The 23,563-nt window shown below is 65.9% G+C and carries 14 protein-coding genes, 1 tRNA gene and 2 pseudogenes; 10 read left to right on the top strand and 7 right to left on the bottom strand.

Features of this window, described 5'->3' with window-relative positions:
- Nucleotides 1-121: 121 nt before the first annotated feature.
- Together WA640_RS23565 and WA640_RS23570 are read left to right on the top strand one after the other, a co-directional pair.
- The gene (locus WA640_RS23565; protein ID WP_106366363.1) at nucleotides 122-355 is read left to right on the top strand and encodes a mycoredoxin; all 234 of its coding nucleotides are present in this window, start codon (nucleotides 122-124) and stop codon (nucleotides 353-355) included.
- A gap of 181 nt (nucleotides 356-536) precedes the next feature.
- Entirely contained in the window at nucleotides 537-1,496 is a 960-nt protein-coding gene (locus WA640_RS23570; protein WP_335990988.1) for an EamA family transporter, read from the top strand.
- Here the strand turns inward: WA640_RS23570 and nudC are convergent.
- The 3 genes from nudC to WA640_RS23585 are packed head-to-tail and all read right to left on the bottom strand — an operon-like array spanning nucleotide 1,493 to nucleotide 5,018.
- Entirely contained in the window at nucleotides 1,493-2,410 is a 918-nt protein-coding gene (gene nudC / locus WA640_RS23575; protein ID WP_335990989.1) for an NAD(+) diphosphatase, read from the bottom strand. The two genes, WA640_RS23570 and nudC, sit on opposite strands and share 4 nt — an antisense overlap.
- Nucleotides 2,407-3,720 (bottom strand): M16 family metallopeptidase, encoded by a 1,314-nt coding sequence (locus WA640_RS23580; protein WP_335990991.1) that lies wholly within the window; start codon nucleotides 3,718-3,720, stop codon nucleotides 2,407-2,409. The genes nudC and WA640_RS23580 overlap by 4 nt, the downstream gene beginning before the upstream one ends.
- Nucleotides 3,717-5,018: a M16 family metallopeptidase gene (locus WA640_RS23585; protein ID WP_335990993.1), complete on the bottom strand. Its 1,302-nt coding sequence runs from the start codon at nucleotides 5,016-5,018 to the stop codon at nucleotides 3,717-3,719. The genes WA640_RS23580 and WA640_RS23585 overlap by 4 nt, the downstream gene beginning before the upstream one ends.
- A gap of 238 nt (nucleotides 5,019-5,256) precedes the next feature.
- On the opposite strand from WA640_RS23585, the pseudogene WA640_RS23590 reads away from it, so the two are divergent.
- The 5 genes and pseudogenes from WA640_RS23590 to WA640_RS23610 all read left to right on the top strand — a co-directional run.
- Nucleotides 5,257-5,976, top strand: a pseudogene (locus WA640_RS23590) (methionine ABC transporter ATP-binding protein); the annotation flags it as partial.
- Nucleotides 5,977-6,020: 44 nt separating this feature from the next.
- The gene (locus WA640_RS23595; RefSeq protein ID WP_335990994.1) at nucleotides 6,021-6,680 is read left to right on the top strand and encodes a methionine ABC transporter permease; all 660 of its coding nucleotides are present in this window, start codon (nucleotides 6,021-6,023) and stop codon (nucleotides 6,678-6,680) included.
- A 36-nt stretch (nucleotides 6,681-6,716) separates the two neighbouring features.
- Nucleotides 6,717-7,553: a MetQ/NlpA family ABC transporter substrate-binding protein gene (locus tag WA640_RS23600; protein ID WP_335990996.1), complete on the top strand. Its 837-nt coding sequence runs from the start codon at nucleotides 6,717-6,719 to the stop codon at nucleotides 7,551-7,553.
- A 91-nt stretch (nucleotides 7,554-7,644) separates the two neighbouring features.
- A tRNA-Trp gene (locus tag WA640_RS23605) sits at nucleotides 7,645-7,717 on the top strand.
- Between the two features lie 67 nt (nucleotides 7,718-7,784).
- Complete coding sequence (locus WA640_RS23610) at nucleotides 7,785-8,180, top strand: hypothetical protein (RefSeq protein WP_335990997.1); 396 nt, start codon at nucleotides 7,785-7,787, stop codon at nucleotides 8,178-8,180.
- Nucleotides 8,181-8,282: 102 nt separating this feature from the next.
- Here the strand turns inward: WA640_RS23610 and WA640_RS28925 are convergent.
- A pseudogene (locus tag WA640_RS28925) lies at nucleotides 8,283-9,335 on the bottom strand (recombinase family protein); the annotation flags it as partial.
- 1,784 nt (nucleotides 9,336-11,119) lie between these two features.
- On the opposite strand from WA640_RS28925, the gene WA640_RS23620 reads away from it, so the two are divergent.
- From WA640_RS23620 to WA640_RS23630, 3 genes are all read left to right on the top strand, one after another.
- Nucleotides 11,120-13,345 carry an McrB family protein gene (locus WA640_RS23620; RefSeq protein ID WP_335991001.1) on the top strand — a complete coding sequence of 742 codons (2,226 nt, stop codon included), beginning with the start codon at nucleotides 11,120-11,122 and terminating at the stop codon, nucleotides 13,343-13,345.
- Nucleotides 13,342-14,514, top strand: a complete 1,173-nt coding sequence (locus WA640_RS23625; RefSeq protein WP_335991003.1) for an McrC family protein — start codon at nucleotides 13,342-13,344, stop codon at nucleotides 14,512-14,514. The genes WA640_RS23620 and WA640_RS23625 overlap by 4 nt, the downstream gene beginning before the upstream one ends.
- Before the next feature lie 133 nt (nucleotides 14,515-14,647).
- Nucleotides 14,648-16,729 (top strand): AIPR family protein, encoded by a 2,082-nt coding sequence (locus WA640_RS23630; protein WP_335991004.1) that lies wholly within the window; start codon nucleotides 14,648-14,650, stop codon nucleotides 16,727-16,729.
- Nucleotides 16,730-16,738: 9 nt separating this feature from the next.
- Here WA640_RS23630 and WA640_RS23635 read toward each other — a convergent pair whose 3' ends face one another.
- The 3 genes from WA640_RS23635 to WA640_RS23645 are packed head-to-tail and all read right to left on the bottom strand — an operon-like array spanning nucleotide 16,739 to nucleotide 23,396.
- Nucleotides 16,739-18,289: a class I SAM-dependent DNA methyltransferase gene (locus tag WA640_RS23635; protein WP_335991005.1), complete on the bottom strand. Its 1,551-nt coding sequence runs from the start codon at nucleotides 18,287-18,289 to the stop codon at nucleotides 16,739-16,741.
- Entirely contained in the window at nucleotides 18,286-19,821 is a 1,536-nt protein-coding gene (locus WA640_RS23640; protein WP_335991006.1) for a restriction endonuclease subunit S, read from the bottom strand. Before WA640_RS23640 ends, WA640_RS23635 begins: the two co-directional genes overlap by 4 nt.
- Nucleotides 19,818-23,396 (bottom strand): type I restriction endonuclease subunit R, encoded by a 3,579-nt coding sequence (locus tag WA640_RS23645; RefSeq protein WP_335991007.1) that lies wholly within the window; start codon nucleotides 23,394-23,396, stop codon nucleotides 19,818-19,820. The genes WA640_RS23640 and WA640_RS23645 overlap by 4 nt, the downstream gene beginning before the upstream one ends.
- Between the last annotated feature and the right edge of the window lie 167 nt (nucleotides 23,397-23,563).

Consider the following 23,563-nt stretch of genomic DNA (forward strand, 5'->3'; position numbering starts at 1 on the left):
AGAGGGCTCCGACGGAAACTCGGGGACCGCTCACCAGTATGGGGCTCAACGTGAGGAGTGACACGATCGGAGGAATGCCCCGGGGCGGTATCGCGTTATCGTCGATGGAGAAGGAGGATCGATGATCACCATGTACAGCACCACCTGGTGCGGTTACTGCCGGCGGCTGAAGTCCGCGCTCGACCGGGAGGGCCTGGCCTACGAAGAGGTCAACATCGAGGAGGACCCGGCGGCAGCCGAGTTCGTCATGGGGGTCAACGGCGGCAACGCCACGGTCCCGACCGTCCGGTTCCCGGACGGCTCCGCGCTCACCAATCCCTCTCTGGCGCAGGTGAAAGAGAAGATCGCAGCTTGACCTGTGCCACATACCGAGACTATGGTCACGTTTAGGACACAAAGCCGGTACGATGCCCTATAGTTGACTCGTCAAGCTTGCTTAGCGACTTCGAGGGGTGGTCGCTAAGCATTCAGGCCCGGGATGGATCCGTCCCGGGCCTTTTCTCTGCCCCCAGCCCTCCCCGACCAGCGGAGCCCCCATGACCTCACCCCGCGCCGCCCTCGGCGTCACCCTCGTCCTCCTCGCCTCGCTGTTCTTCGGGGTCTGCGGCCCCTTCGGCAAGGTCGTGATCCAGGCGGGGCTCACCCCGATCCAAGTGACCTGGCTGCGCATCTGCGGGGTCGGTCTCCTCGCGCTCGCCGTCGCGGCCGTGCCGCTGGTGCGGACCCTCCGGGGCGGGACGCGGCTGCCGTGGGGCGCGCTGGCGCTGTTCGGGCTCACCGCCATCGCGGCGGTGCAGGCGTTCTACTTCATCGCGGTCGAGCGGCTGCCGGTCGGCATCGCGCTCCTGCTGGAGTTCATGGGGCCCATCGTGGTCGTCGCATGGGTGCGGTTCGTGCGGCGCACGATCCTGCCGCGCTCGGCCGTCATCGGCGTGCTCCTGAGCCTCGTCGGCCTGTGCATCGTCGTGGAGGTCTGGTCGGGCCTGCGCCTCGACGCGGTCGGCCTCATCGCGGGCTCCGCGGCCGCGGCGTGCCAGGCGACCTATTTCCTCTCCGGCGAGAAGCTCACGGCCCGAGTCGATGTGCGCGTGCTCCTCGCGGTCGGCTTCGCCGTCGGCGCGGTCGCCCTCGCCCCGCTCGCGGCCCCGTGGGCGCTCGACTGGGCGGTCCTGTCCTCGCAGGTGACGCTCGGCGGCGTCGACACCACGGGCCTGGTGAGCATCGTCGCACTCGTGGTGTGCACCGCCGTCGCGTACGGCCTGGGCCTGAGCGGCCTGCGGTTCGTCTCCGCGCCGGTCGCCGGGGCGATCGGCTACGCCGAGGTCGTGGTGGCCTCCCTTGCGGCCTGGGCGCTCCTCGGCGAGGCCCTGACGGTCCCGCAGGTCGTCGGCGGCCTCGTCGTCATCGCCGGCGTCTTCACCGCGCAGCGCGCGGTCGCCGCCAAGCGCACCGGAGTGGAAGAGGAAGCCGAAGAGGCCGCTGTGACGAAGGTCTAGCGGCCGCCCTCTTCTTCGAGCCAGTTCTCGATCAGGAAGCGCGCCACGGAGATCCGGACCGCGCTCGGGGTGCCGTCGGCGGTGTCGACCCACATTCGGCGGACCTCGTCGGCGGTGAACCAGCGGGCGTCGGCGATCTCCTCGGCTTGCAGCGCAAGGGTCTGGGAGGGATCGGCGGTGGCCCGGTACGCGAGCATGAGCGAGCGCGGGTAGGGCCACGGCTGGCTGGAGACGTAGTCGAGGCGGTCGAGGCGGATGCCGACCTCCTCGGCGACCTCGCGGTGGACGGCGGCCTCGGCGGACTCGCCCGGCTCGACGAACCCGGCGATGCACGCGTACCTGCCGCTGCGCGTGGACTGCGCGGACGCGCCGATCGTGTTCTGTGCCACCGCGGGTTTCGGCTGGCCGCCGTACCGCTGGTGCTGCGCGAGGAGCACCCGGTCGGCACCGTCGTCGATGAGGACGATCACGGCCGGGTCGGTGCGCGGGAACACGGGGCGCCCGTTGGTCCCCGACAGCTCCCACCCGGCCATGCGGGCGCGGAGCGGCTCGCCGGTGGTCGGGTGGAACCGGTAGGTCGCGTGCCAGTGGCCGATCCCGATGGCCTCCACGGCGACCGCGAGGTCGCGGGGCGCCCAGGTCGGCTTGATCCAGCGGCCCGGGAGCCCCTCGGGGAGGTCCGCGAAGACCGCGAACACCGGCGGGTCCTCGCCGCCGAGGTAGACGCGCGGGCCGTCGGGGGCGGTGCCCGCGTCGTAGTAGCGCAGGCCGTCCTCGTCGGCGTCGATGCGCTCCCGCTCGGGGTCGCAGACGACGATCTGCGCCTTCTCCCAGGCGTCGCCGAGCCAGGCGTCGTCGCCGCGGTGGGCGGCGAACCGGTCGACCTCGTCGACCGCGAGCGGCGGGTGCATCATGGCGCGGCGATCTCCCCCAGCTCGGCGAGGGACTCGCGGATCTCGGCGCCGTCGCCGAGGACGACGGTGACCGCGCGGTCGGGGTCGAGGCGCTCGGCCGCGACCCGCTGCACGTCCTCGGGCGTGACGGCCCGCAGCCGCTCGGAGTGCTCGGCGAGCCACGACAGCGGCAGCCCCGCGGCGGCGAGCACGGAGATGTAGTTCGCGACGCCCGCCTGCGTGGCGGTGGCGAGCTTGATCGACCCGAGCGCGTACCGGCGCGCGAGGTCGAGTTCCTCTGCGGCGGGCGGGTTCTCGGCCATGCCGCGCAGTTCGGCGCGGACCTCGGCGAGCGCGGGCGCGGTCACCTCGGTGGCGACGTCCACGGCGGCGAGCTGGATCGACCCGGCCGGAGCGTGGTCGACGCGCGAGCGCGGCGAGTACCCGTAGCCCTTCGTCTCGCGCAGGTTCATGACCAAGCGCGAGGTGAAGTAGCCGCCGAAGACGAGGTTGGCGAGGTGCTGGGCAGCGTTGTCCGGGTGGGTGCGCTCGACCGCCGGGTAGGCGACGCGGATCGCGGACTGGACGGAGCCGGGCCGGTCGACCAGGACGAGCGGACCGGGCTCGATGCCCGGGAGCGGCTCCATGGTGCGGGGCTCGCCCGCGCCGTTCCAGTCGCCGAGGGCCTTCTCCACGGCGGCGAACGCGCTGTCGGGGTCGATGTCGCCGACGATGACGAGGCGGGCGCCGGCGGGGTGGACGCGCGAGGCGTGCAGTGCGAGCACGGCCTCGCGCTCGACGGCGGCGACCTCGGCGGCCGTGGGCTGCTGGTGGCCGTACGGGTGGCCCTCCCACAGGCGCGCGTCGAGGACGCGGTTGACCTGGAAGTCGGGCTGCTGCTCGGCGACCGAGAGGCTGTCGATGATGCGGGACCGCTCGACTTCGAAGGGCGACTCGGGGTACTCGGCGGCCTTGAGGACGTCGCCGAGGGTCTCCAGGAGTTCGGGGAGCCCGGTGGCGAGGCTGTTGCCGGACACGGCGATCCGGTCCGGGTCGGCCCCGGCGCCGAGGGCGCCGCCGACGCTCTGGAGGCGGCGGGCGATGTCGGTCAGCGACGCGGTCTCGGTGCCCGCGAACAGGGTCGAGGCGAGGAGGTCGGCGGCGGCCAGGTCGGTGTGCGCGGCCGGGATCGACAGGCGCACCTCGGCGAGCGGGACGCCGGGGCGGCGCGTGAGCAGCACCCGGAGGCCGTTCGGGAGGGTCCGTTCGATCGGGACCGGCAGGGACAGCGGGACTTCCGGCGCGAGACCGGGGACGGGAATGCTGCTCACTGGGCTCCTCCGGGAACGACTTCGAGGACGGCGCGGCGGTTCGGCGTCAGCGCGGCGGCGGCCTGCGCGACGGATTCCGCGGTGACCTCGCCGAGCAGGGCCGCGAAGCGGGTCGACATGGCGGCGTCGCCGTGGAAGATCTCGGCGGTCGCGAACCGGCGCGAGCGGCCCATGACCGAGTCGTCGCCGCGCAGCAGCTGGGCGGCGACGCGGGCCTTGACGCGGTCGAGCTCGGCCTCGTCGACGCCGTCGGCGACGCGCGCGAGCTCCTCGTCGACGGTCCCGAGGACGGTGTCGACGGCGGTGCCCGGCGGCAGGAACGCCTGCACGAGCATCACCGTCGGCCCGCGGGACGCGAACGGCTCGGCCATGAACGTGCAGTGCGCGGCCACGGCGGTCGCGGCGCGGTCGGTGTGGACGAGCCGCTCGACCAGGCGCGACGCGTCGCCGTCGGTGAGCAGCTCGCCGAGGACCACGTACGGGAGGAACGCGTCGAGCTCGGCGACCGGGTCGGGCACGCGCCAGGCCGCGGCGACGGCCGGGAGGGTCGCGCGCTCGTCGGTGTAGGAGAGGCGGCGCTCGGCTGTCAGGTCGGGCTCGTCGAACGACGGGTGGACGGGCGCGGGGCGCGCCTCGACGTTCCCGAAGTGGCGTTCGACCAGGTCGCGTGCGGTTTCGAGGTCGAAGTCCCCGGCGACGGACAGGACCGCGTTCGAGGCCGGGTAGTAGGCGTCGAAGAACGAGCGCGCGTCGTCGACGGTGGCCGCGTCGAGGTCGACGAAGGAGCCGTAGCCGTCGTGGGAGTTCGCGAACGTGTCGAACATGACCGGCGGGAGCTTGATCCACGGGAAGCCGCCGTAGGGGCGGTTGAGGACGTTGACCCGGATCTCCTCTTTGACGACGCTCACCTGGTTGGCGAGGTTCTCCTCGGTGATCGCGGGACCCCGCATGCGGTCGGCCTCCAGGAACAGCGCCAGTTCGAGGCCGTTCGCGGGGAGGAGGTTGAAGTAGTCGGTGTAGTCGATGTGGGTCGAGCCGTTGAAGGTGCCGCCCGCGGACTGGACATGGCGCATGTGCTCGGCCTTGCCGACGTTGTGCGAGCCCTGGAACATCATGTGCTCGAACAGGTGGGCGAAGCCGGTGCGCCCTTCGGGCTCGGACCGCATCCCCACGTCGTAGACCACGGCGACGCCGACGACCGGCGCCCCCGGGTCGGGCGCGAGGACCACGCGCAGTCCGTTCGCAAGTCGGAACCGCTCGATCGCGAACGCCGGAGCCGGAATCGTCGCAACAGTCATGGTCGGAACCCTATCTCAGCTCGGTGTCGTTCCGATGACGCGGCGTTCGTCACAGCCCCTTGGATTCGGCACGAATTCCTGCTTGACTTCTAGGCTATGAACTCGCAGCACATCGAACGCATCAGCGACGCCGACCGCGCCGCCGCGTCGTGCTGCCGAATGTGCGCCAGCTGAGGGCTCCCGCACCGCCGCGCCCCGAAGCGGCGATCACCCACAGCGAAAGCGACCTCCTCTTCCCATGGACTCCAGTCCCAGCATCCGCCTGTCCGGCGTCACGAAGCGCTTCGGCGACCTCGTCGCGCTCGACGACGTGTCCCTTGACGTCGCGCCCGGCGAGATCTTCGGCATCCTCGGCCGCTCCGGCGCCGGCAAGTCGACCCTGCTGCGCACCGCGAACCTCCTCACCCGCCCCGACGCGGGCACCGTCGAGGTCGCGGGCCGCGACCTGACGGCTCTGCGCGGCCGCGAGCTGCGCGAGGCCCGGTCCCAGACCGCGATGATCTTCCAGCACTTCAACCTCCTGTCGAACCGCAACGCGGCGTCGAACGTGGCGCTCCCGCTGCGATTCCGGGGCGTGAAGCGCGCCGCGCGGCGCGAGCGCGCCCTGGAGCTGCTCGACCTGGTCGGCCTGTCCGACAAGGCGAAGGCGTACCCGGGGCAGCTCTCGGGCGGCCAGCGCCAGCGCCTGGCGATCGCGCGGGCGCTCGCGTCCGGTCCCGACGTGCTCCTGTCCGACGAGGCCACGAGCGCGCTCGACACCGACACGACGGACGAGATCCTCGACCTGCTCGCGCGGCTCAACCGCGACCTGGGGCTGACGGTCCTGCTCATCACGCACGAGCTGGAGGTCATCACCCGGATCTGCCACCGCGCGGCGGTGATGGAGTCCGGGCGGTTCGTGGAGATCGGGAACGTCCCCGAGCTCCTGGCCGATGCCGACTCGCGCCTGGGCGGCCAGGCGCGGCGCCTCGCGGCCCGCCTGCTCGGCGAGGAGGTGGCGCTGTGAACTCCAGCGACCGGCTCGTCGAGCTGCTCACCGAGGCGTTCTGGGAGACGCTCCACATCGTTTCGGTTGCGGGCCTTTGGACTCTGGTGGGCGGGCTGCTGCTCGGCACCGTCCTCTACATCACGTCGAAGACCGGCCCGAAGCCGATCGCGGCGGTGAACGCGCCGCTCGGCCTGATCGTGAACATCGGGCGCAGCGCGCCGTTCGTGCTGCTCATGGTCGCCGTGGTCCCGCTGACTCGCCTGATCACGGGGACGAGCATCGGCACGGAGGCGGCGATCGTGCCGCTCACGGTGGCGTCGATTCCGTTCTTCGCGAGGCTCGTCGAAGGCGCGCTCCTCGAAGTCCAGCCGGGCCTGATCGAAGCGGCGAGGTCGATGGGCGCGTCCACGCCGGGCCTGGTCTGGCGAGTGGTCCTCCCCGAGGCGACACCCGGCTTGATCCGCGGCTTCACGGTGACGCTCGTCGCGGTCGTCTCGTACTCGGCGATGGCCGGGATCGTGGGCGGCGGGGGCCTGGGCGACCTCGCGTACCGCTACGGCTACCAGCGCTTCGAGACCGAGTACATGATCTGGCCGCTCGTGATCCTCGTCGTGCTCGTGCAGCTCTTCCAGATCCTCGGCGACCGGTGCGCCCGCACCCTCGACCGCCGATAAACCACTGATTTCCCTACCTTCCTTTAGGAGAAGACTATGTTCAATCGCCGTGCCCTGATCGGGACTTCGGTCGCCGCAGCCGCCGCTCTGACGCTCGCCGCCTGCGGCAACGACTCCGGTGAGTCCGAAGCCACGGAGACGAACGGCACCGTCGTCGTGGCCGCGACCCCGGTCCCCCACGCGGACATCCTGAACTACATCGCCGAGAACCTGGCCGACGACGCCGGGCTGACGATCGAGGTCGAGGAGTTCACCGACTACGTGCAGCCGAACGTGGCGACCTCGGACGGCTCCGTGGACGCGAACTTCTTCCAGACCGAGCCGTACCTCGACGAGTACAACACCGCCAACGGCACCGACCTGGTGACCGTCGCGGCCGTGCACATCGAGCCGCTTGGCCTGTACTCGTCCTCGGTCGCCTCGGTCGAGGAGATCCCCGACGGCGCCCAGATCGCCATCCCCGGCGACGGCTCCAACGGCGGCCGCGCCCTCGCCCTCCTCGCCGACGCGGGCCTGATCACCCTCGCCGACGGCGTGGACGCGACCCTCGCCACCGAGGACGACATCGCCGAGAACCCGAAGAACCTGGAGTTCGTCCCGCTCGAAGCGGCCCAGCTCGCGCTCTCCCTGGAGGACGTCGACGCCGCCGTCATCAACGGCAACTACGCCCTTGAGGCCGACCTCAGCCCCGCCGAGGACGCCCTCTACTCCGAGTCCCCCGACGGCAACCCGTACGCCAACTACCTGGTGACCACCGCCGCCAACGCCGACAACGAGGACATCCAGAAGCTCGCCGACCTCCTCCAGTCCGACGAAGTGAAGCAGTTCATCCTCGACACCTGGGCCGACGGCTCCGTCGTCCCGGCCTCCTAACCAGCCCAAACACCTGCCCCAACCCGGTTGCACCGGCCTCCGCGCGCCACGTAAGATAGTTGCGGCCAGGCCGGGCAACCGGACGGGCCAAAGGGGTGTGGCGCAATTGGTAGCGCATCGGTCTCCAAAACCGAGGGTTGCAGGTTCGAGTCCTGTCGCCCCTGCAAGACCAGCATTATCCGAAAACCGGGTTGCGATGAGCGGCCCGGTTTTCGGCGTTTCCGGCCTCAAATGATCGCGTCGCTCGGGCAGCAGCGGCGTGAACGGCGGACTGATCTCGTCCGCGCTGACCTTTGGCTCGCCGGTCGCTTCATCGACGTACACAAGCAGTCGCTTGAAGTACGACCGGTGGAAAGGCTTGTGGAAATCCTCAGGCAGCGCCTTCAACAGCCGCCTCGGATCGTCCAGCAAGCCCAGCAGCATCCCGATCGCCTCGCCGGCCCGCTCCACCTTCACGTCCCCGACCTCGTTCAACCGCTCCTCGACCGAGGCCAGCTCATCGCGGAGGCGGCACATCTTGGCCTCCAGCCGATCCTGCGGCCAGGCCGGATTGCCGACGAGATCGAGAAGCTGGTCCTGCTGCTCGACCAGTCGCCGATGCTCGGCCTCCAGCTTCTTCCGGAGTGACGCCGTCAGAAGCCCCTTCTCCCGCAACGCCTTGTCGACGGCCGCCCGCAATTCCGCCGCGAGCGAGGGCGGAACGTTCAAGGTCGCGTAATGGGCGGCAACGGCGGCCTCCATCCTCGCGACCGGCAGCCTCGGAGACTGGCAATGCTTGTTCGCCCTACCGCTGCACAGGAAGTACGAGTACATGAGGCCCCGCCGGTTCTTGACGGTGTCGAGGTAGAACCGCGTCCGGCAGTTCGCGCACCACAGCAGCCCCTTCAGCGGGTGGTCGTAGACCCTTTCGCGAGTCCCCGCGCCGCGCTGGTTCACGAGCACACTCTGGACCCTGTCGAACAGCTCCTGAGTGATCAGCGGTTCATGCCGCCCGTCGTATTCCTTGCCTTTGAACACAACGCGGCCCAGATATCTGCGGTCGCGGAGCAGCCGACCGATGGTCTCGATCGTGACCGGCCGACCGCTGGGCACGTCCTTCCTCGGACGAGTGCGAAGCCCCGCCTCAGTGACCGCCCGCTGGAGGTCTTTGAATCCGTACCGCCCCGTCGCGTAGAGCTCGAACATCATGGCGACGAACGGCGCCCGCTTGGGGTCGACCGCGATGGTCCGCACTTCGCGGCCGTCGACCTTCTCCCCCACATTCAGGTAGCCGAGCGGGGCGAGGCACGGGATACCGCCGCGGGATGCCTTCGCGGCCAGCTTGTAAGCCACGTCCGCCCCGGACGCGCGCGACTGGTACTCGTTCACACCGTCGAGGATCGCGGCCACCAGATCACCGATGTAGCTGTCCTCGGTGTAGTCCATGATCGAGACGAGCTGCACTCCGAGCTTCCGGAGCTCCCGACGCGTGATCGCCGCATCGGTCGTATCGCGGTGCATGCGCGAGCGCGCGTAGACGATGATGGCGTCCACGTCCTTAGAGTTGCGGACCCTCGCCATCATCTCCTGGAACTTCGGCCGCCCATCAACGGTCATCCCCGATTTGCCCGGCTCAAGGTACTCGTCGATGACCTCGAACCCAAGGTCCTCGGCCTTCTGGAGGCACGCCTTGCGCTGCGCCGGAATGGAATTCCCCTCGGGGTCGTAGTCGGTGTCGACTTGGCTCCGGGAGGACACCCGCAGGTACAGCACCGCTCGCTTCTTCTTTGACGTTTCGCTCATGCGCCATCGGCCTTCCGATCGATCTCGTCGGTCTGGCACGCAGGTCTGGCCGTCTCAGGTTCGTCTTCCGCGATCAGGAGGGCCGCGTCGACCAGGATTGCCGCGATCGAGGCAATGTCGATCTCTTCGCGAGGCTCCCCTACGACGCGAACCCTGGGGTCTCCGGTAACCACGGAAGCCACCGCACTTGACCAGGTATTTTACGTGCCACTGCCACCGTATGCCCGGTTCGCACACCTGTCGAGCGACCGGAAAATCGGCGCTTCCGGGCAAGCCGACCGCTCCGGATGGAGGGCGGAGCACAGCCAAGGCAAGGCAGCCTGAGAGAAGGTAGTGAGATGCGGTCATGCAAGAGGCGTGTCTCGTCGACATCGCGATGCAGCCTGGACGACCAACAATCGTATCGTGACGATCACACAGAGTCAAGCATCAGTTCCCTACCAGAAACTCACCACCCACAACTCATCCCCTCGATGCCGGTAAGCGAGGGTTACCGAGGTGGCATCGCCACCTCCAGGAATTCCTGTTCGTGCTCTATACCGAGACATCTGTCGCCCGAGCTCAAGTTCGACTCCGATGTCACCTGCTGGCGACGGCTCCGCCGCTGGCGCGAGGACGGGGGTCCTGGTCGCTGGGTATTGAGATTCCTTCGTCCTTGTTCGCTGTTCTGGGCACCGTTGCGACGGCCCTTGAGGCGAAGCGGGACACTTGGACCATTCTGACTGCAAACTCTCACGCGAGGAGTGTCCCTTGCTCGCCTGAGCTCGCCGAAGCCCGCTGGATCAGTAACCTTGACGAGCTTGAGGAGGCCCCGGTCTCAAGGTGGCTTCGGCTGTCGCTTCGGCGCACAGGCATGGCTTCAGGCCCGATCTGAGGTGCCGCTGGGCAGTTTCCCCTATAGCGTCTTACGGGGATATGTATATATTCGGGGTTTTTACGACTGACTCAAACTGCCGCTCATCCTGCGGAAACGCTGGGTTACTGGGCTTGGCGACGGGGAAGTATCCGTGGAAGGGGGGATCTGGAAGCCCCAGCCTGGAAGCCCCGGTCCGGAAGGGGCGCAGGATCGAGATCGCAGAACGAGTGCGAGGCGGTCAATCGGAGGCACACTGCGGATCTTCGTAGCGGTGTCACGAGTCCTCGCACGCTGAACCACCGCTCGCATGTCGAGATTCGTAGGTGGTCGGTAACCAAGCCAGTAACCTTCGCGAAGAGGCAGATTCCCTACCCTCCTGCTCCACCCCAACAGCGGCAGGTTGAACTCGTCTTCGAGATTCTCGGCGAATGGGAGATCCCATCCGAGAACCGAGTCACGCTCAAAGCCCGCTAAACGTCGGGATGCGCATCCGTCTGGCTGAACTGGCACGGCAAGCCCGTACGAATCGGCTACGCCCTCCACGCCAGCGGAGCCGTGCGTGAAGTCCGGTGGGAAGAGCTCTGGAACGAGCAAACCAACGTCTGGAAGTCCGAACAACAAAGAACACATCGCCCTCCTCGTCGCCGCCTGGCACGCTGGTCAGCCCAAACCCCTCAAAACCGAACTCCCCGGCACCGTCCTCGGCCTCTCCCCGCCGGGCAAGCCGAAGCAGTCCGCCCAGTGAAGGAGGTACACGCCCCAGTGGAGCGACATTCGGGCGATAAGACACTCCCGCTATGTTCGCACTGCACAGCGGATCAGCACGATCGCGAAGCGCTGGTGCCGTGGAGAGCCAGAGGCACCGTGTAAGCCGCCAGTATGCCGACGGACGTACCATGAGCTCAGACTGCTACCGAAAGGCTGGCTTGTGATCGACCCCTCGACAAGCGAAGTCCTCATCCCGGCGCGAGATGACACTACCGTCCGCTTGGTCGGTCGAGCCTATATTGATCTCGGGTTCGGCAACGGAGTGTCACTGTTCGATCCAGGCCGACGGATATGGAACGACAAGACTGTACGAGAGCTCTACTACCACTACAACCTTCAGACCGATGAGGGCAAGGAGAGCTTCCACGAGAAGCTTGAACGCCAGCTCGCCAAGGCCTCAGACGACGCCAAGCTTCTCATGGCGGAACTGATGGCGCTGCAAGCGATGCCGTTGACCAAGAATAGCCTCAAGCCAAGCAGCAAGGCCGACAGAGTCAAGCCGGTGCTCGACTGGATGGACCAAAGTGTCGAGCTTCCCGACCAGATCGTGGCGGCATTCCGAGAAGGAACTTGGAACGGTGGCACCGGAGCGCACACCATGCTCTGGAAGTGGCTGTTCGACGCCGTTGAACTGCTGGGGGCCTGGTTTAATGTCTCGCCGCCAGCCCGGTCTCGCATCATTGCGGATCCTTGGGAATGGCGAGACTGGATCCGCGGCGCCGGAGGTATGCCTTCGCTTACCGAGGCACTGCTCTATCTCGGATTCCCTGGGTACTTCCTCCCGATCATCAACGTCGAACACAAACGCAAAATCCGCGCCGCATTCAGCGATCTGCTCCCAGAGCAGATCGCAGGAGACGATCTCGACCGGGACCTCTTCGAAATCACGTTGCAACTGCAGCGACAGTACAAGGACCGAATCGATTTCTACAAGCCGCCATTCAGGGACGAATGGCAGCCGACCGTACGTCCTCCCGGGGAGCGGCGCGCCTGGTACATCCCTCCGCCGTACAACGATGCTGAAATCGGAGACTGGATCGAGAACGGGGTCATCACGATCTCCGCCGGCCGACTCGGACTCCTCACTTCAGCAACAGACCGGGCGACGATCCGGAGCATGGTCGAAAGCGCCTACGGTCACCTCGACTACGCGGACCGCGCGGAGCTCTCCATGGAGTTCCATTCGTTCTGGTCGTTGATGCAGCAAGACGACCTGGTGGCGACCGTCACGGACGACCACCTCTGGATCGGTGTGCTCAAGCACGGCGCCGCGTACGGGCCGGGGAACGAACTGTCCCGAAACGTCGACTGGTACAGCAAGAGGCCGATCTCTTTGGCCAGGCTATCGGCGTCCCTGAGGCTGGAGCTCCAGCGTTCGGTTTCGGTCGCCGACATCTCAGCCGAGCTCACCGAGCTCTCGCAATTCCTAGGCGTCGAGGCCGACTCGGCCGAGGACGACCAGGAGGAGGCTCGGCCCGAATTCGATCCCCTCGACCCCGCATCGCTGCAAGGACTCTCCGATCGCCTTCACCTGGACAAGGCATGGCTGAGGGAGCTGGTGTCGCTTGTCCGGAGCCGCAAGCAAGTAGTGCTGTACGGACCGCCAGGAACTGGGAAGACCTACCTCGCACAAGAACTGGCCGAGCACCTCACCGATCGCGACGCGGTGACGCTGGTCCAGTTCCACCCCTCCTACTCCTACGAGGACTTCATCGAGGGGTTTCGTCCCGCCCCTGTCGGCGAGGGGTCAGTGGGGTTCGTTCTCACCGCAGGCCCGCTGCGCGATCTCGTCCGCAAAGCTCGCAACGACTCCCGTCCGCACATCCTCATCATCGACGAGATGAACCGTGCGCACCTGGCCAAAGTGTTCGGCGAGCTCTACTTCCTCCTGGAGTACCGGAACCGCTCGGTGCGTCTGCAGTACTCGCCCGAAGAGTCCTTCTCGCTACCGGAGAACGTCTACATCATCGGCACCATGAACACCGCGGACCGGTCGATCGCGCTGTTCGACGCGGCGATCCGACGGAGATTTGCGTTCGAGGAGATGCACCCTGAAGAACTGCCTGTGCGCGATCTACTTGCCAATTGGCTGGGCGAGGAAGCCTCAAGCGACCCCCGCCCCGCGCTGCTGCGAGCTCTGAACGGGGCGATCCCGGAGTCGGACCGCGACTTCAAGATCGGGCCCTCGTATCTCATGCGCGCCGACGCGAGAAGCGGCGATGGAATCGCGAGGATCTGGCGGCACGACCTGCTGCCGCTTCTGGAGGAACACTTCCACGGCAGGATGAGCCGCTCCGACGTCCACGATAGGTTTGGGCTTGAAGCCATCAGACTGGCTGCGGGAGTTCCCCCGCGCATCCAGACCCAGGAACAGACCTCGACGTGATCGAACCCGTCGTGCTCAAGGAGTTCCAGCAGGGCTCCGAGGTGCGCACCATCGACCAGGGCACCGCTGCAGCGCTCGCAAAGACTGAACTCGTCAAGGTCACGCCGCTCGCCGACGGCCGATGGCGGCTCCAGACCGCAGGCAAGGTCGGCTCCGTACGCATCGGCGGCCTGGACGTCCACGTCAAACCCAAAATGGGCATCGCGCGGCTGCTGTTCCTGCTCGGGTACGCCAAGAACCCGAACTTCCTCCCGGAGGACACCCCTGGCACGGTCGAGGATGATCTCTGGCCCGCACTGGCAGAGTCTCTGGTGCGGTACTGCGAGCGAGCACTGGCCCGCGGCCCGATCCGGGGGTACACGCCAGTCGAGGCCACCCTCCCACTGGTCCGAGGCCGCATCCTGGTAGCCGAGCAGATCGCCGCTCGTCCCGGACAGTCATTTCCGCTCGAAGTACGGCACGACGACCACACCACGGATGTCCCTGAGAACCGAGTACTTCGGACCGCGCTGCGGATCATGTCCGGGGTGCCGCGGCTTCCCGACGGGATACCCGGACGTATCGCCCGACTCGATGCACGCCTCAGCGAAGTCCGCTGCCTGACCGGCGCCTCGCCGAACCTGGCATGGTCACCCACGCGCCTCAATGCGCATTACGGCGACGCGCTCCAGATCGCCGAGATCGTACTGCGCCACCAGTCCGCGGAGTCGGGTCCGGGCGGCTTGAAGGTCGCCTCATTCGTCATCCCCGTTCACCGGGTCTTCGAGGACTTCGTGGCCGTGGCGCTTCGGGAGTCATTCGCTCGCTTCAGGGTCCGTGTCGACGACCAGGTGAGCAGCTATCTCGACGATCAACGGACCATCCGGATCAGACCCGACGTAGTCGCCTCGCTCAATGGTGAACCGAACACTATCGTCGATGCCAAGTACAAGTTTCAGGACAATTCAGGAACGAACGGGGACGTCTTCCAGATCGTCTCGTATTGCACGGCACTCGGGGTGACGACCGGTTGCCTCGTGTACGCCCATGGAGCGAAGGAAGCCGCATGGCGGAGTATCCGCAACTCCCCCATCCGAATCCTCCAATACCCGCTCGACCTCACCGCGACGCCCGCATTGCTTCTTCGATCCATCGCAGAACTCGCGGAACGGCTACTCGCTCGAACCTGACCGCGGATCGGGCCATGCCTGGGGGCGTGAGCTTCCGGTACGCCCCAACCCGAAGCCTCGTACCGTTACGCGAGCATCACTCAAGGTATTATTTCGAGCATTCCGCGCCCGACGCCGCCTGGAGGAGCCCCCGTTGGAGAACCGCTTCACCACCAACCTGTCGAACGCCCTCAAGAATGAGTTCCTCGGCAGGATTGATCTGAATGACGTGTCCGATAGCGATCCGGACCAAAGCGAATTCCATACCAGGGCCCTGTCCGCAATGGTGGTCCGCTACCTGATCGACTGCCCGTCCAAGCGCGCCGTCGACTATGTCACCAAGGGCGCCGACGATCACGACATCCACGCGGTCGCCTATGACGAGCGGCAGAACCGGCTCTGGCTCATTCAGACGAGGTGGAACCCCAGCGACGCGGAGACGGGCAGTGAAGAAGACTTCGGGGGCTTCACCACCGGTGTCGTACACATTCTCAAGGCCCGGCACGAGAAGTTCAACAATCGCTACCGTCATCACGAAGTCGCGATCGAGTCGATCATGAACAACGACCCTGAGATCACGTTGGTGATCGCACTCGCAAGCTCGACCTACGGCCACCCCGAGCACTGGCAGGCGCTGGAGGATTGCGCGGACGAGGTCGGCCGCTGGTACACCCACCGCGCGAAGGTCGAGGTCCTGACACTCGACAAGCTCGTCCGCATCGCCCGCGCCGACATGGGCGAGCCTCCGATCGACCTCGACGTGACGTTCGCGGAACTGGGGACAGACACCGAAGACCTCCCGCATCGCATCTACTTCGGGACGGTGTCGGCGACTGAGGTGGCGCGTTGGTACAGCGACCACCAGGAGCGCCTCTTCCGCCGCAATATCCGCGGCGCGCTCGGCCGAACCACGGTCAACCAGTCCATCCGCACCACGCTCATCGAGCGGCCCGAACATTTCTGGAACTTCAACAACGGCATCACGATGATCGCCCGCTCAGGATCGATCGGAATGAACCGAAGCGGCGTCCTCAACGACGTCGCCATCGTCAACGGCGCACAGACAGTCTCCTCGATCGCCGAGACCGTGAAGGAGCACCCCCAGGCCGGCAGGGCCAAGGTGCTCATGAAGGTCTCGATCATCGGCGACAACGACGAGCTCACCCGCGAGATCACCGGCGCCGCGAATACACAGAACCGTGTCGACATCCGCGACCTTGCCTCGCTATACGAGCAGCAGGACGACCTCAAACAGGAGTTCTTCACCGCCCTGGGCAAGGAGTACACCACCCGGCACACCGAGGTCGCACCTGCTGACGACAATGGCTGCACAAGCGAGGAGGCGCTCATCGCCCTCGCCTGCGGGCACGCCGACCACCGCTACGCAGTGCAGGCGAAGACACTGCCGGACGTGTTGTGGGACCGCAACGCCGGAGGCGCGTACCGCAACCTGTTCCGCTCTGGCATCACCGCCGAGGAGATCTGGCGCCATGTCCAGTTGATGCGATCGGTCTTGAGCACGATCAGAACGGCGCGCAAGAAGTACACAGGCAGGGCCGCGCAGATCGTCGACCACGGAGAGCTGCTCACGGTGCATGTGGTTGCCCGGCAGTTCGCGCACCGCATCGACGACGAGGCCTGGGAGGAGACCGTGCTCGACAGGGTGACCTCGGCGGCGGGCGACACACTCAAGCGGATCATCACGCTGTTTCCCAACGGGCACCCGTCCTCGGTCGCCAAGGACGAACAGAAGACCAGGGACCTGGTCGCTAAGGTGCTTGCCGACATCGCGTCGGGGGCCGCGGTCCCCGAGCTCCCCGACGAATTCGTGAAGGGGCGGTCGGGCCGCAAGAGCCGGACGCCGAACCTGGTGCCCCAGATCGTCAGGCACGGAGTGATCAAAGAGGGCACCATGCTCGAGTTTCGGCCTGTCACCAGGGAGCACCGGCAACTGTTCCAGCGGTGGATCACTACGGATCCCCGTCGGTCCCGAGCGACATGGGTGAATGACAGCAAGGCCCAACTCCGCTGGGAGGTTGACGGCAAGGCCTACTCCGCCAGCCGCCTGGCGCTCATCTTGATCAACAGTCTCGGAGACAAGCGCTACAAGGCGATCCGCGGCTCCGAATGCTGGTACGTTACGGGACTCGGCTCGTTGAAGGACATTGGTCTGCGCTTGCACGATGAGGCAGACGGCGCGGGCGATGTCGACGTCGAGGACAGCGGTCTGTTCTGAACATTGTGGTCAGTCTTCGGCCTCTTGAGTTCCCGCCGGCTCCGGAAGCACTTCTGTGTCGAGGGCTTCGGCGATGGCGGCGAACTCGGCGAGGGCGGCTTGGAGGTCCTCGACGATCTCGCGGGCGATCTGGGCTGGGGGCAGAAGGCTGTCGGCGTCTTCGAGCGACGGGTCCTTCATGAAGGTGATGTCGAGGTTGACCTTGTCGCGGGCGATCAGGTCCTCGAAGTCGAAGCACTTGAAGCGTTCGGTCTCGGTGCGTGCCGAGATCGGCTTGCCCGCCCCATAGCACTCGACGAAGTCCTGGAGGTCCGAGCGTCGCAGGGGCCGCTGCTTCTGGGTGAAGTGCTGGCCGGTGCGGAAGTCGTAAATCCAGACTTTGGAGGTGTTCGGCTTGCCGTCGAGCTGGTGCGGGTGCTTCTCGAAGAAGAGCACGTTGGCCTTGACGCCGTTTGCGTAGAAGAGGCCAGTCGGCAGCCGCAGGATGGTGTGGAGGTCGAACTCCTTGAGCAGGCGGTCGCGGATCTTCTCGCCTGCACCGCCTTCGAAGAGGACGTTGTCCGGAAGGACGACGGCGGCGCGGCCGTTCATGTCGAGCGAGGCCATGATGTGCTGCAAGAAGTTGAGCTGCTTGTTGGTGGTGGTGACCCGGAAGTCCTCGCGGTCGTAGCTCATGTCCTGGGCCTCGGTCTTGCCGTCGGTGCCGATGACGGTGATCGAGGACTTCTTGCCGAACGGCGGGTTCGCGAGAATCAGCGAGGCGTACTGCTTCGGCTTTTCAGCCAATGCGTCTTTGACGTCAATGAGACTGGGGCCGTCGGGGTCGCCGATACCGTGCAGAAGCATGTTCATCGCAGCGAGACGGGCGGCGCCGGGGACGAGTTCGGTGCCCCAGATACGGCGTTTGGTGGTGTTGAGTCGCAGGTGGGGTGGCAGGTTCCGGTGGCGCTCGCGGATGTAGGAGCGAGCGGCGATGAGGAATCCGCCGGTCCCACAGGCCGGGTCCATGATGGTGTCCTCGGGGCGGGGCTGCATGACCTCGACCATCGCGTCGATGAGCGGCCGGGGCGTGAAGTACTGGCCCGCACCGGTCTTGGTGTCCTCGGCGCCTTTGGCGAGCAGACCTTCGTAGGCGTCGCCTTTGAGGTCGGTGCCGTGGATGGTCCAGTCCTCTTTGCCAATGAGGTCGACGACGAGCTTCTCGAGGAGCGCTGGCTCGGTGATCTTGTTCTGGGCCTTGGCAAAAATCGTGCCGAGGGTGGTGCCTGACTCTTTGCCGAGTTCGGTGAGCACGGTCCGGTAGTGCTCTTCGAGGGCGGCACCCTTCTTGGTGTAGAGGGAGTTCCAGTTGTATTCGTCCGGGACGACCGGTCGGGACTCCTCTTGTGTCAGGCCGTCTTCGGCCTGCTCATGGACCATCTTGAGGAAGAGGAGGTACGAGAGCTGCTCAACGTAGTCGATGGTGGAGAGGCCGTTGTCGCGCAGGACATCGCGATAGTTGATGAGTTTGCGGACCAGCGTGTCGGTCTGTGCCGCCTCTTGCGGGTGCTCGATGTTCACAGTCCCAACTCCTCTTGAACGAATGTACCGGCAGCCTTCAACGAAACGGAAGGGGCGGATCGGGCGCTGGCCGCCGACGTCTTCTTGGAGACCCGCCCGCGCTTGGGCCTCGGTTGAGCTGCTCGCTCAACCCTATTGCGATCGAGGAGAGCGGCGGCGGGCTCATCAGTTGAGTCATGAGGTACCAAATCACCTGAGAAGGCCGACTTCAGCAGCCCCTGCCGGAGGCGCTCAGACTGCCTCATCGCTTGGTTCGCGGTGCTGATCGCGTGTCCGACGGTGGTCTCCCACTCCTCGACTACACCCAGAATCCGCAGCTGCTCCTCATGAGGAGGTACTGGAATGGGGAAATTCGCGAGCTTCGTACCGTTGACGTTGGCTTGACCGACCTGCTGAGATGCCACTGATCCTATATACCGGCGCCCAGTCGGACTATTGATGAACAGATTCACCCATTCGGGCTCCACGCCAGCGGCGAGCCTGCAGCGGATGAGGTAGGAAGCAAAGGTCATCGGGCCAAGATCGGAATGGTAAACCGCCGATTTTCCAACCAGCTCAGCGCTATTGGTTCTGTTGAACAGGAGGTCTCCCTCTTTAAGAAGTAGCTTCCCCACATCCGGATGATCGCGCGGAAGGTACTTCAACACGGAGCGATCAATTCGGCCACCTTGAATGTTCCCCATACGCAAGACCGGCACACTGTCCGACTCTTCATCGCAAGTCTTCGCTGAGGTACCGTATTCAATGCGAGCGCACAGTGAACCAAGCGGTCTCACTGCCCAATGACTCGGGTAGCTAGGCTCTTCAATCGGAGGTTCGTCCGTATCATACTTTCGGCGCTTGGAGCCCGAGCTCATCAGCACATGGGCGATTTCGTCGAGCAATTCCTGGACTGGTCGGTCTCCGTTGGCAGGTCCGGAGAGCTGGCCCGTGATTCCCTGATGTTCCATGGATCTGCGCAGCTGTGAAGCGCCATGCTTGGCTCGTTGAAGTCCTTCAACAGCCGCATCGAGACGGGAGAGTTGGCCGTCGAGGGCGTCGACTATACGCTCTTGCTCGGCCAACGGGGGAAGCGCAATTGGCGTCTCAAGAAGCGTCTTAGTCGCCACGCTCGCCTGATTTACGTGATTGTTCAGCACCGATCGGAAGTATCCGGCACTCCAGAGATTATGAAGCTGGTATGCCAAATATGAAGGAAGTAGAAATGAGGGCGGGCGCAATCTCGTCATGTGGTTGGAGTACGCGAGTGGCCGAGCAGTGCGAACCAAGGCCGTCTTTCCAACAAGCTCGGGACTGTTCGTATTGTTGAACAAAACATCGCCATCACCGACTCGGCGATCGGAGTTGTCCTGCACATACTTGGAAATTGCGAAGTCAAGCTTTCCACCACGACTGATGTTCATGGGTCGCAGGTGGATCACGCCATCAGCATTCTGATTATGTCGACCACTAGCGAACCCAGGCTGCGCCTCGACACCAATTTCGCCCAGGCTAGCGCGAACCCAACCAGGGGGTAGTTCGGCTTCTGTCACGCTAGCTCCCTGTTCAGCTCGGTTAGTAGGTCGAGGGCTTCGCGGTCGGGGTAGACCTGTGCCATCGCTCGTTTGAAGCCTCGGCCGCCTCCGCGTTCGCGGAAGGGTTCCTCGTTGATGAGTTTGGCCTCAATACCCACGTCGCTTGCCACGACCTCGCAGACTCGTTCCAGCCACCACATTTGGTCCTCGGTGAAGGTCACACCTGCTTGCTTCTGCCTGAGCAGCCAGCCTGCGAAGTGTTCCTGCACGACTTCCTGATACGGCTTCAGCTCGGTGTCGGCACCGAGTTCGTACCTGATCAAGGTGATCAAGTCCGGGATGCCGGCCCCCCTGCCGGGGTGCTCCGCCGCCTTGCCGAGCCGCTCGTAGCAGTCCCAGAGGTAGTCCGGGGTCCAAGCGCGCTGCGGCCGACCGATCATAGCGGCCAGCGCTTCGAGCTCCGCGTACACCTCGGTGGGAGCCATGCGGCCCGGGTGGTTCATAGCGATTTCGATGGCGGTGATCTCGTCACGGTTCTGCTCCAGGAACTCGTGCCAGCTCCCGACGATCTCACGCGAGCGCTCTTCGGCGGTCAGAGTCTCGGTGCCGATGATCCTCACGTCGGTGAGGCTGTCGATCACGTAGTCCTTGTTGCGGCGGATGTCGAGGATCTCGCGGCGGAGTTGCGGATTGGTCGTCAGGGGTTCGATCGCCTTGACGATGAGTTCGCGGGCGGCTCGTTCAGCGGAGCGCTCGTCGCCGCCCTGGTTGATCACCTTCTGTTTCGCCTTCTCCTGGGCATCGGCGTCGACCGCGGCGACGATGCTTCCCGCGATTCGACTGAGGCTCATCCCGCCTGAGGTGTGTTCGAGGATTCGCCGTTCGTCGTCGGTGAGCTGCTGTTCGAGCCGGGCGAGGCGTCCGGCGAGCATTTCCGCCTGGTCGAGGTCGATCGACTTCGTGGCGGTGCGTTCAAGGAGCTTCTTCAGGGAGACCTGCTTGGGCCCGGCCGGGACGAGGGGTTTGGCGTCGTTGAGGGGATGGTCGGTGACGCCGATGGCGTCGATGAGCAGGAACTTGCTCTTGCGGACGTTCTCGTCGGCCCCGGGTGTGACCGCCTGGAGTTCGACCGGGTTGATCGTGCGGGCGCCGCGGCCCTTCATCTGCTCGAACAAAACCGCGCTGGCGGTGTCGCGCATGAAGATCACGCATTCAAGGGCGCGGATGTCGGTGCCGGTGGCGATCATGTCGACGGTGCAGGCGATCCGCAGGGTCGGGGAGGTCCGGAAGTCGCGGATGAGCTGATTCGGGTCGTCGCCGGCCTGGCGGGTCTTGTACGTGATCTTCTTGGCGAAGTCGTCGCCTCGCTCGAATACCTCCTTGACCTGGGCGATGACGGAATCCGCGTGGGGGTCGCTGACAGCGAAGATCAGGGTCTTAGGGAGTTCAGCGCGGCCGGGGAACCATTCGCGCCAGTGGTCGCGGTAGTAGGTGAGCACCTGGCGGATCTCGTCGACGTTCTCGACGCCTCGGCCGACTTCTCTCGTGGTGTAGGTGAGGTCCTGCTCAAGCTGCTCGTAGCGCCGGTGCCGGGTTGCGCGGTCGCGGACTTCGACGGTCTCGCCGGCCTCGATCGTGGCGCTGCCGTCGCGGCGGAGGCTGGTGCGGAGCTTGAGGATGTCGAAGTCGACGTTCACGCCGTCAGCGACCGACTGGGGGTAGGTGTACTCGCTGACCAGGTTCTTGGAGAAGAACCCGAGCGTCTGAAGCGTCGGAGTCGCGGTGAGGCCGACGAGGTGGGCGTCGAAGTATTCGAGCACGCCACGCCACAGCCCATAGATCGAGCGGTGGCACTCGTCGATCATGATCAGGTCGAACGACTCGATCGGCACCGCGGGGTTATACCCGACCTCGACCGGCCTGTCGCGGTCGTAGCCATCCTCGCTCTCGTCGGCGTCGAGGCTGTCCTCCAGATGCTCGCCTCGAAGCAGCGCGTACATGCGCTGGATCGTGCAGATGACCACCGAGGAGGTCTCCTGCAATCCGGCGGGGCCGAGACGGTCGATGCCGTAGAGGTCTTCGAGCCTGCGGCCGTCATCGGGCGCGATGTAGTGGTTGAACTCGAACTCGGCCTGGCGTCCAAGGTTGTTGCGGTCGACGAGGAACAGTACGCGCTTGGCCCGAGCGTGTTTGAGGAGCCGATAGGTCTCTGCGGCGCCCATGTAGGTCTTGCCGGCACCCGTCGCCATCTGGATGAGTGCCCTCGGCTTGTCCGCGGCCAGGGAGCGTTCGAGGCCGTGGATCGCATCGATCTGGGCCGGGCGGAAGCCGCCTTCTTCGAGCTCGGGGAGCGCGCGGAGCGCGGCCCGGAACGTCGGCGTCTCGGGGTGCTCTTCGGCTTCGCGCATCCAGCGTGCGACGGTGTCGGGCTTGTGGAAGGCGAAGACTTCGCGCGAGCGCGGCTCAGGGTCGAGCCGGTTGACGAACCAGGTCTCGGCACCGGTGGTCGCATATCGGAAGGCGAAGGGCTCCTCGCGGTTCCAGGCAGCGAGCTGACGGTCCTTGCGGACGCCCTTGGCGTAGCGGTCGTTCTGCGCCGCAGCGGAAGCGAGCGATTCGCCTTCGCGTTTGGCCTCGATGACGCCAACGATGGAGCCGTTAACGTAGAGCACGTAGTCGGCACGCCCGTTGACGAGCGGGAACTCACGGACCGCGACGCCGATGCCCGCGCCCGGGTTGCAGTCGGCGAAGTCCTGGAGCACCCAGCCGGCCGCTTCCAGGAGCTTGTCGATCTCGCGTCGGGATTCGACCTCGTTGCGCGGGCGCTCGCGGCGCAACCGGTGGACGATGGCGTCGCGGTCGCGCGGGTCGGGTTTGGCGGGGCGCTGCGCAGCGGCGGCGTACACGTGGTCGTGCTGGACGCTGAGTCGCGCGACCTGCTCGCTGAGCGCTTCGAGCCGCTGCCGCATCTCGTCCTGGACCTGGACCGCGGAGGACATGAGTTTCTCCGCCCGCTGCCGCGCGATCCGCTCGGCTTCGAGCCGGTCGGCGGATTCGCCGAGCCGCGTCTCGGCTTCGGCGAGTGTGTCGCGGAAGGCCACGAGCATCTCGGTGACCTGGTCCGACATCTCGGACGGTTCGCGCAGGAACGGGCTGTGCGGTGAGGGCGGGACGAACGCCTCGGCGGTTCGCTTGTTGTTGATCGCGTCGTGGTACCAGAGCCCGAGCTTGTGACACACCTGCACGGCTTGCAGGGCCCGGGCCACCTCGAAGACGTGTTCGTGGGCGACCTCGTTGCGCTCGGTGCGGAGGAAGTGGAAGTCCTTCTCGATCTCGGGAAGGAGCGCCCCGAACTTGGCGAGGGTGCGGATTCGGTCGATCTGGCGGTCACCGGGCACACGCAGGCCGAAGCGCATCACGAGCATCTCGGCGAGGGTCTCGCCGAACTTGCCGGACTGGGTGAGCGACAGGTTGGGATGCTCGTAGACGGTCGCCTCGGCTTGGGCGCCGTAGAGGGCGAGCAGCTCAGAGAGGGGGTAGAGGCGTCCGAAGTTGGTCGATCGGCGAGCGAGTCCGGCGAGCTTCTCGTCCACGTTCGTCCTTTCCGCGATGAGGAGTGCAGCCGACCAGAATATCCGATCCGACGCGGGTCGGGGGTACCAAATACTCGGCGACAACGCCCGTACTCCGTGGCGAGCGTCACCACGAACGTGTGGTTGGATCTTCAACCAGCACAAGGGAACTCGAAACGAGTCGGATA

Source organism: Glycomyces sp. MUSA5-2 (assembly GCF_037034145.1).
In the GTDB taxonomy this organism is placed as follows: Bacteria; Actinomycetota; Actinomycetes; order Mycobacteriales; family Micromonosporaceae; genus Glycomyces; species Glycomyces artemisiae.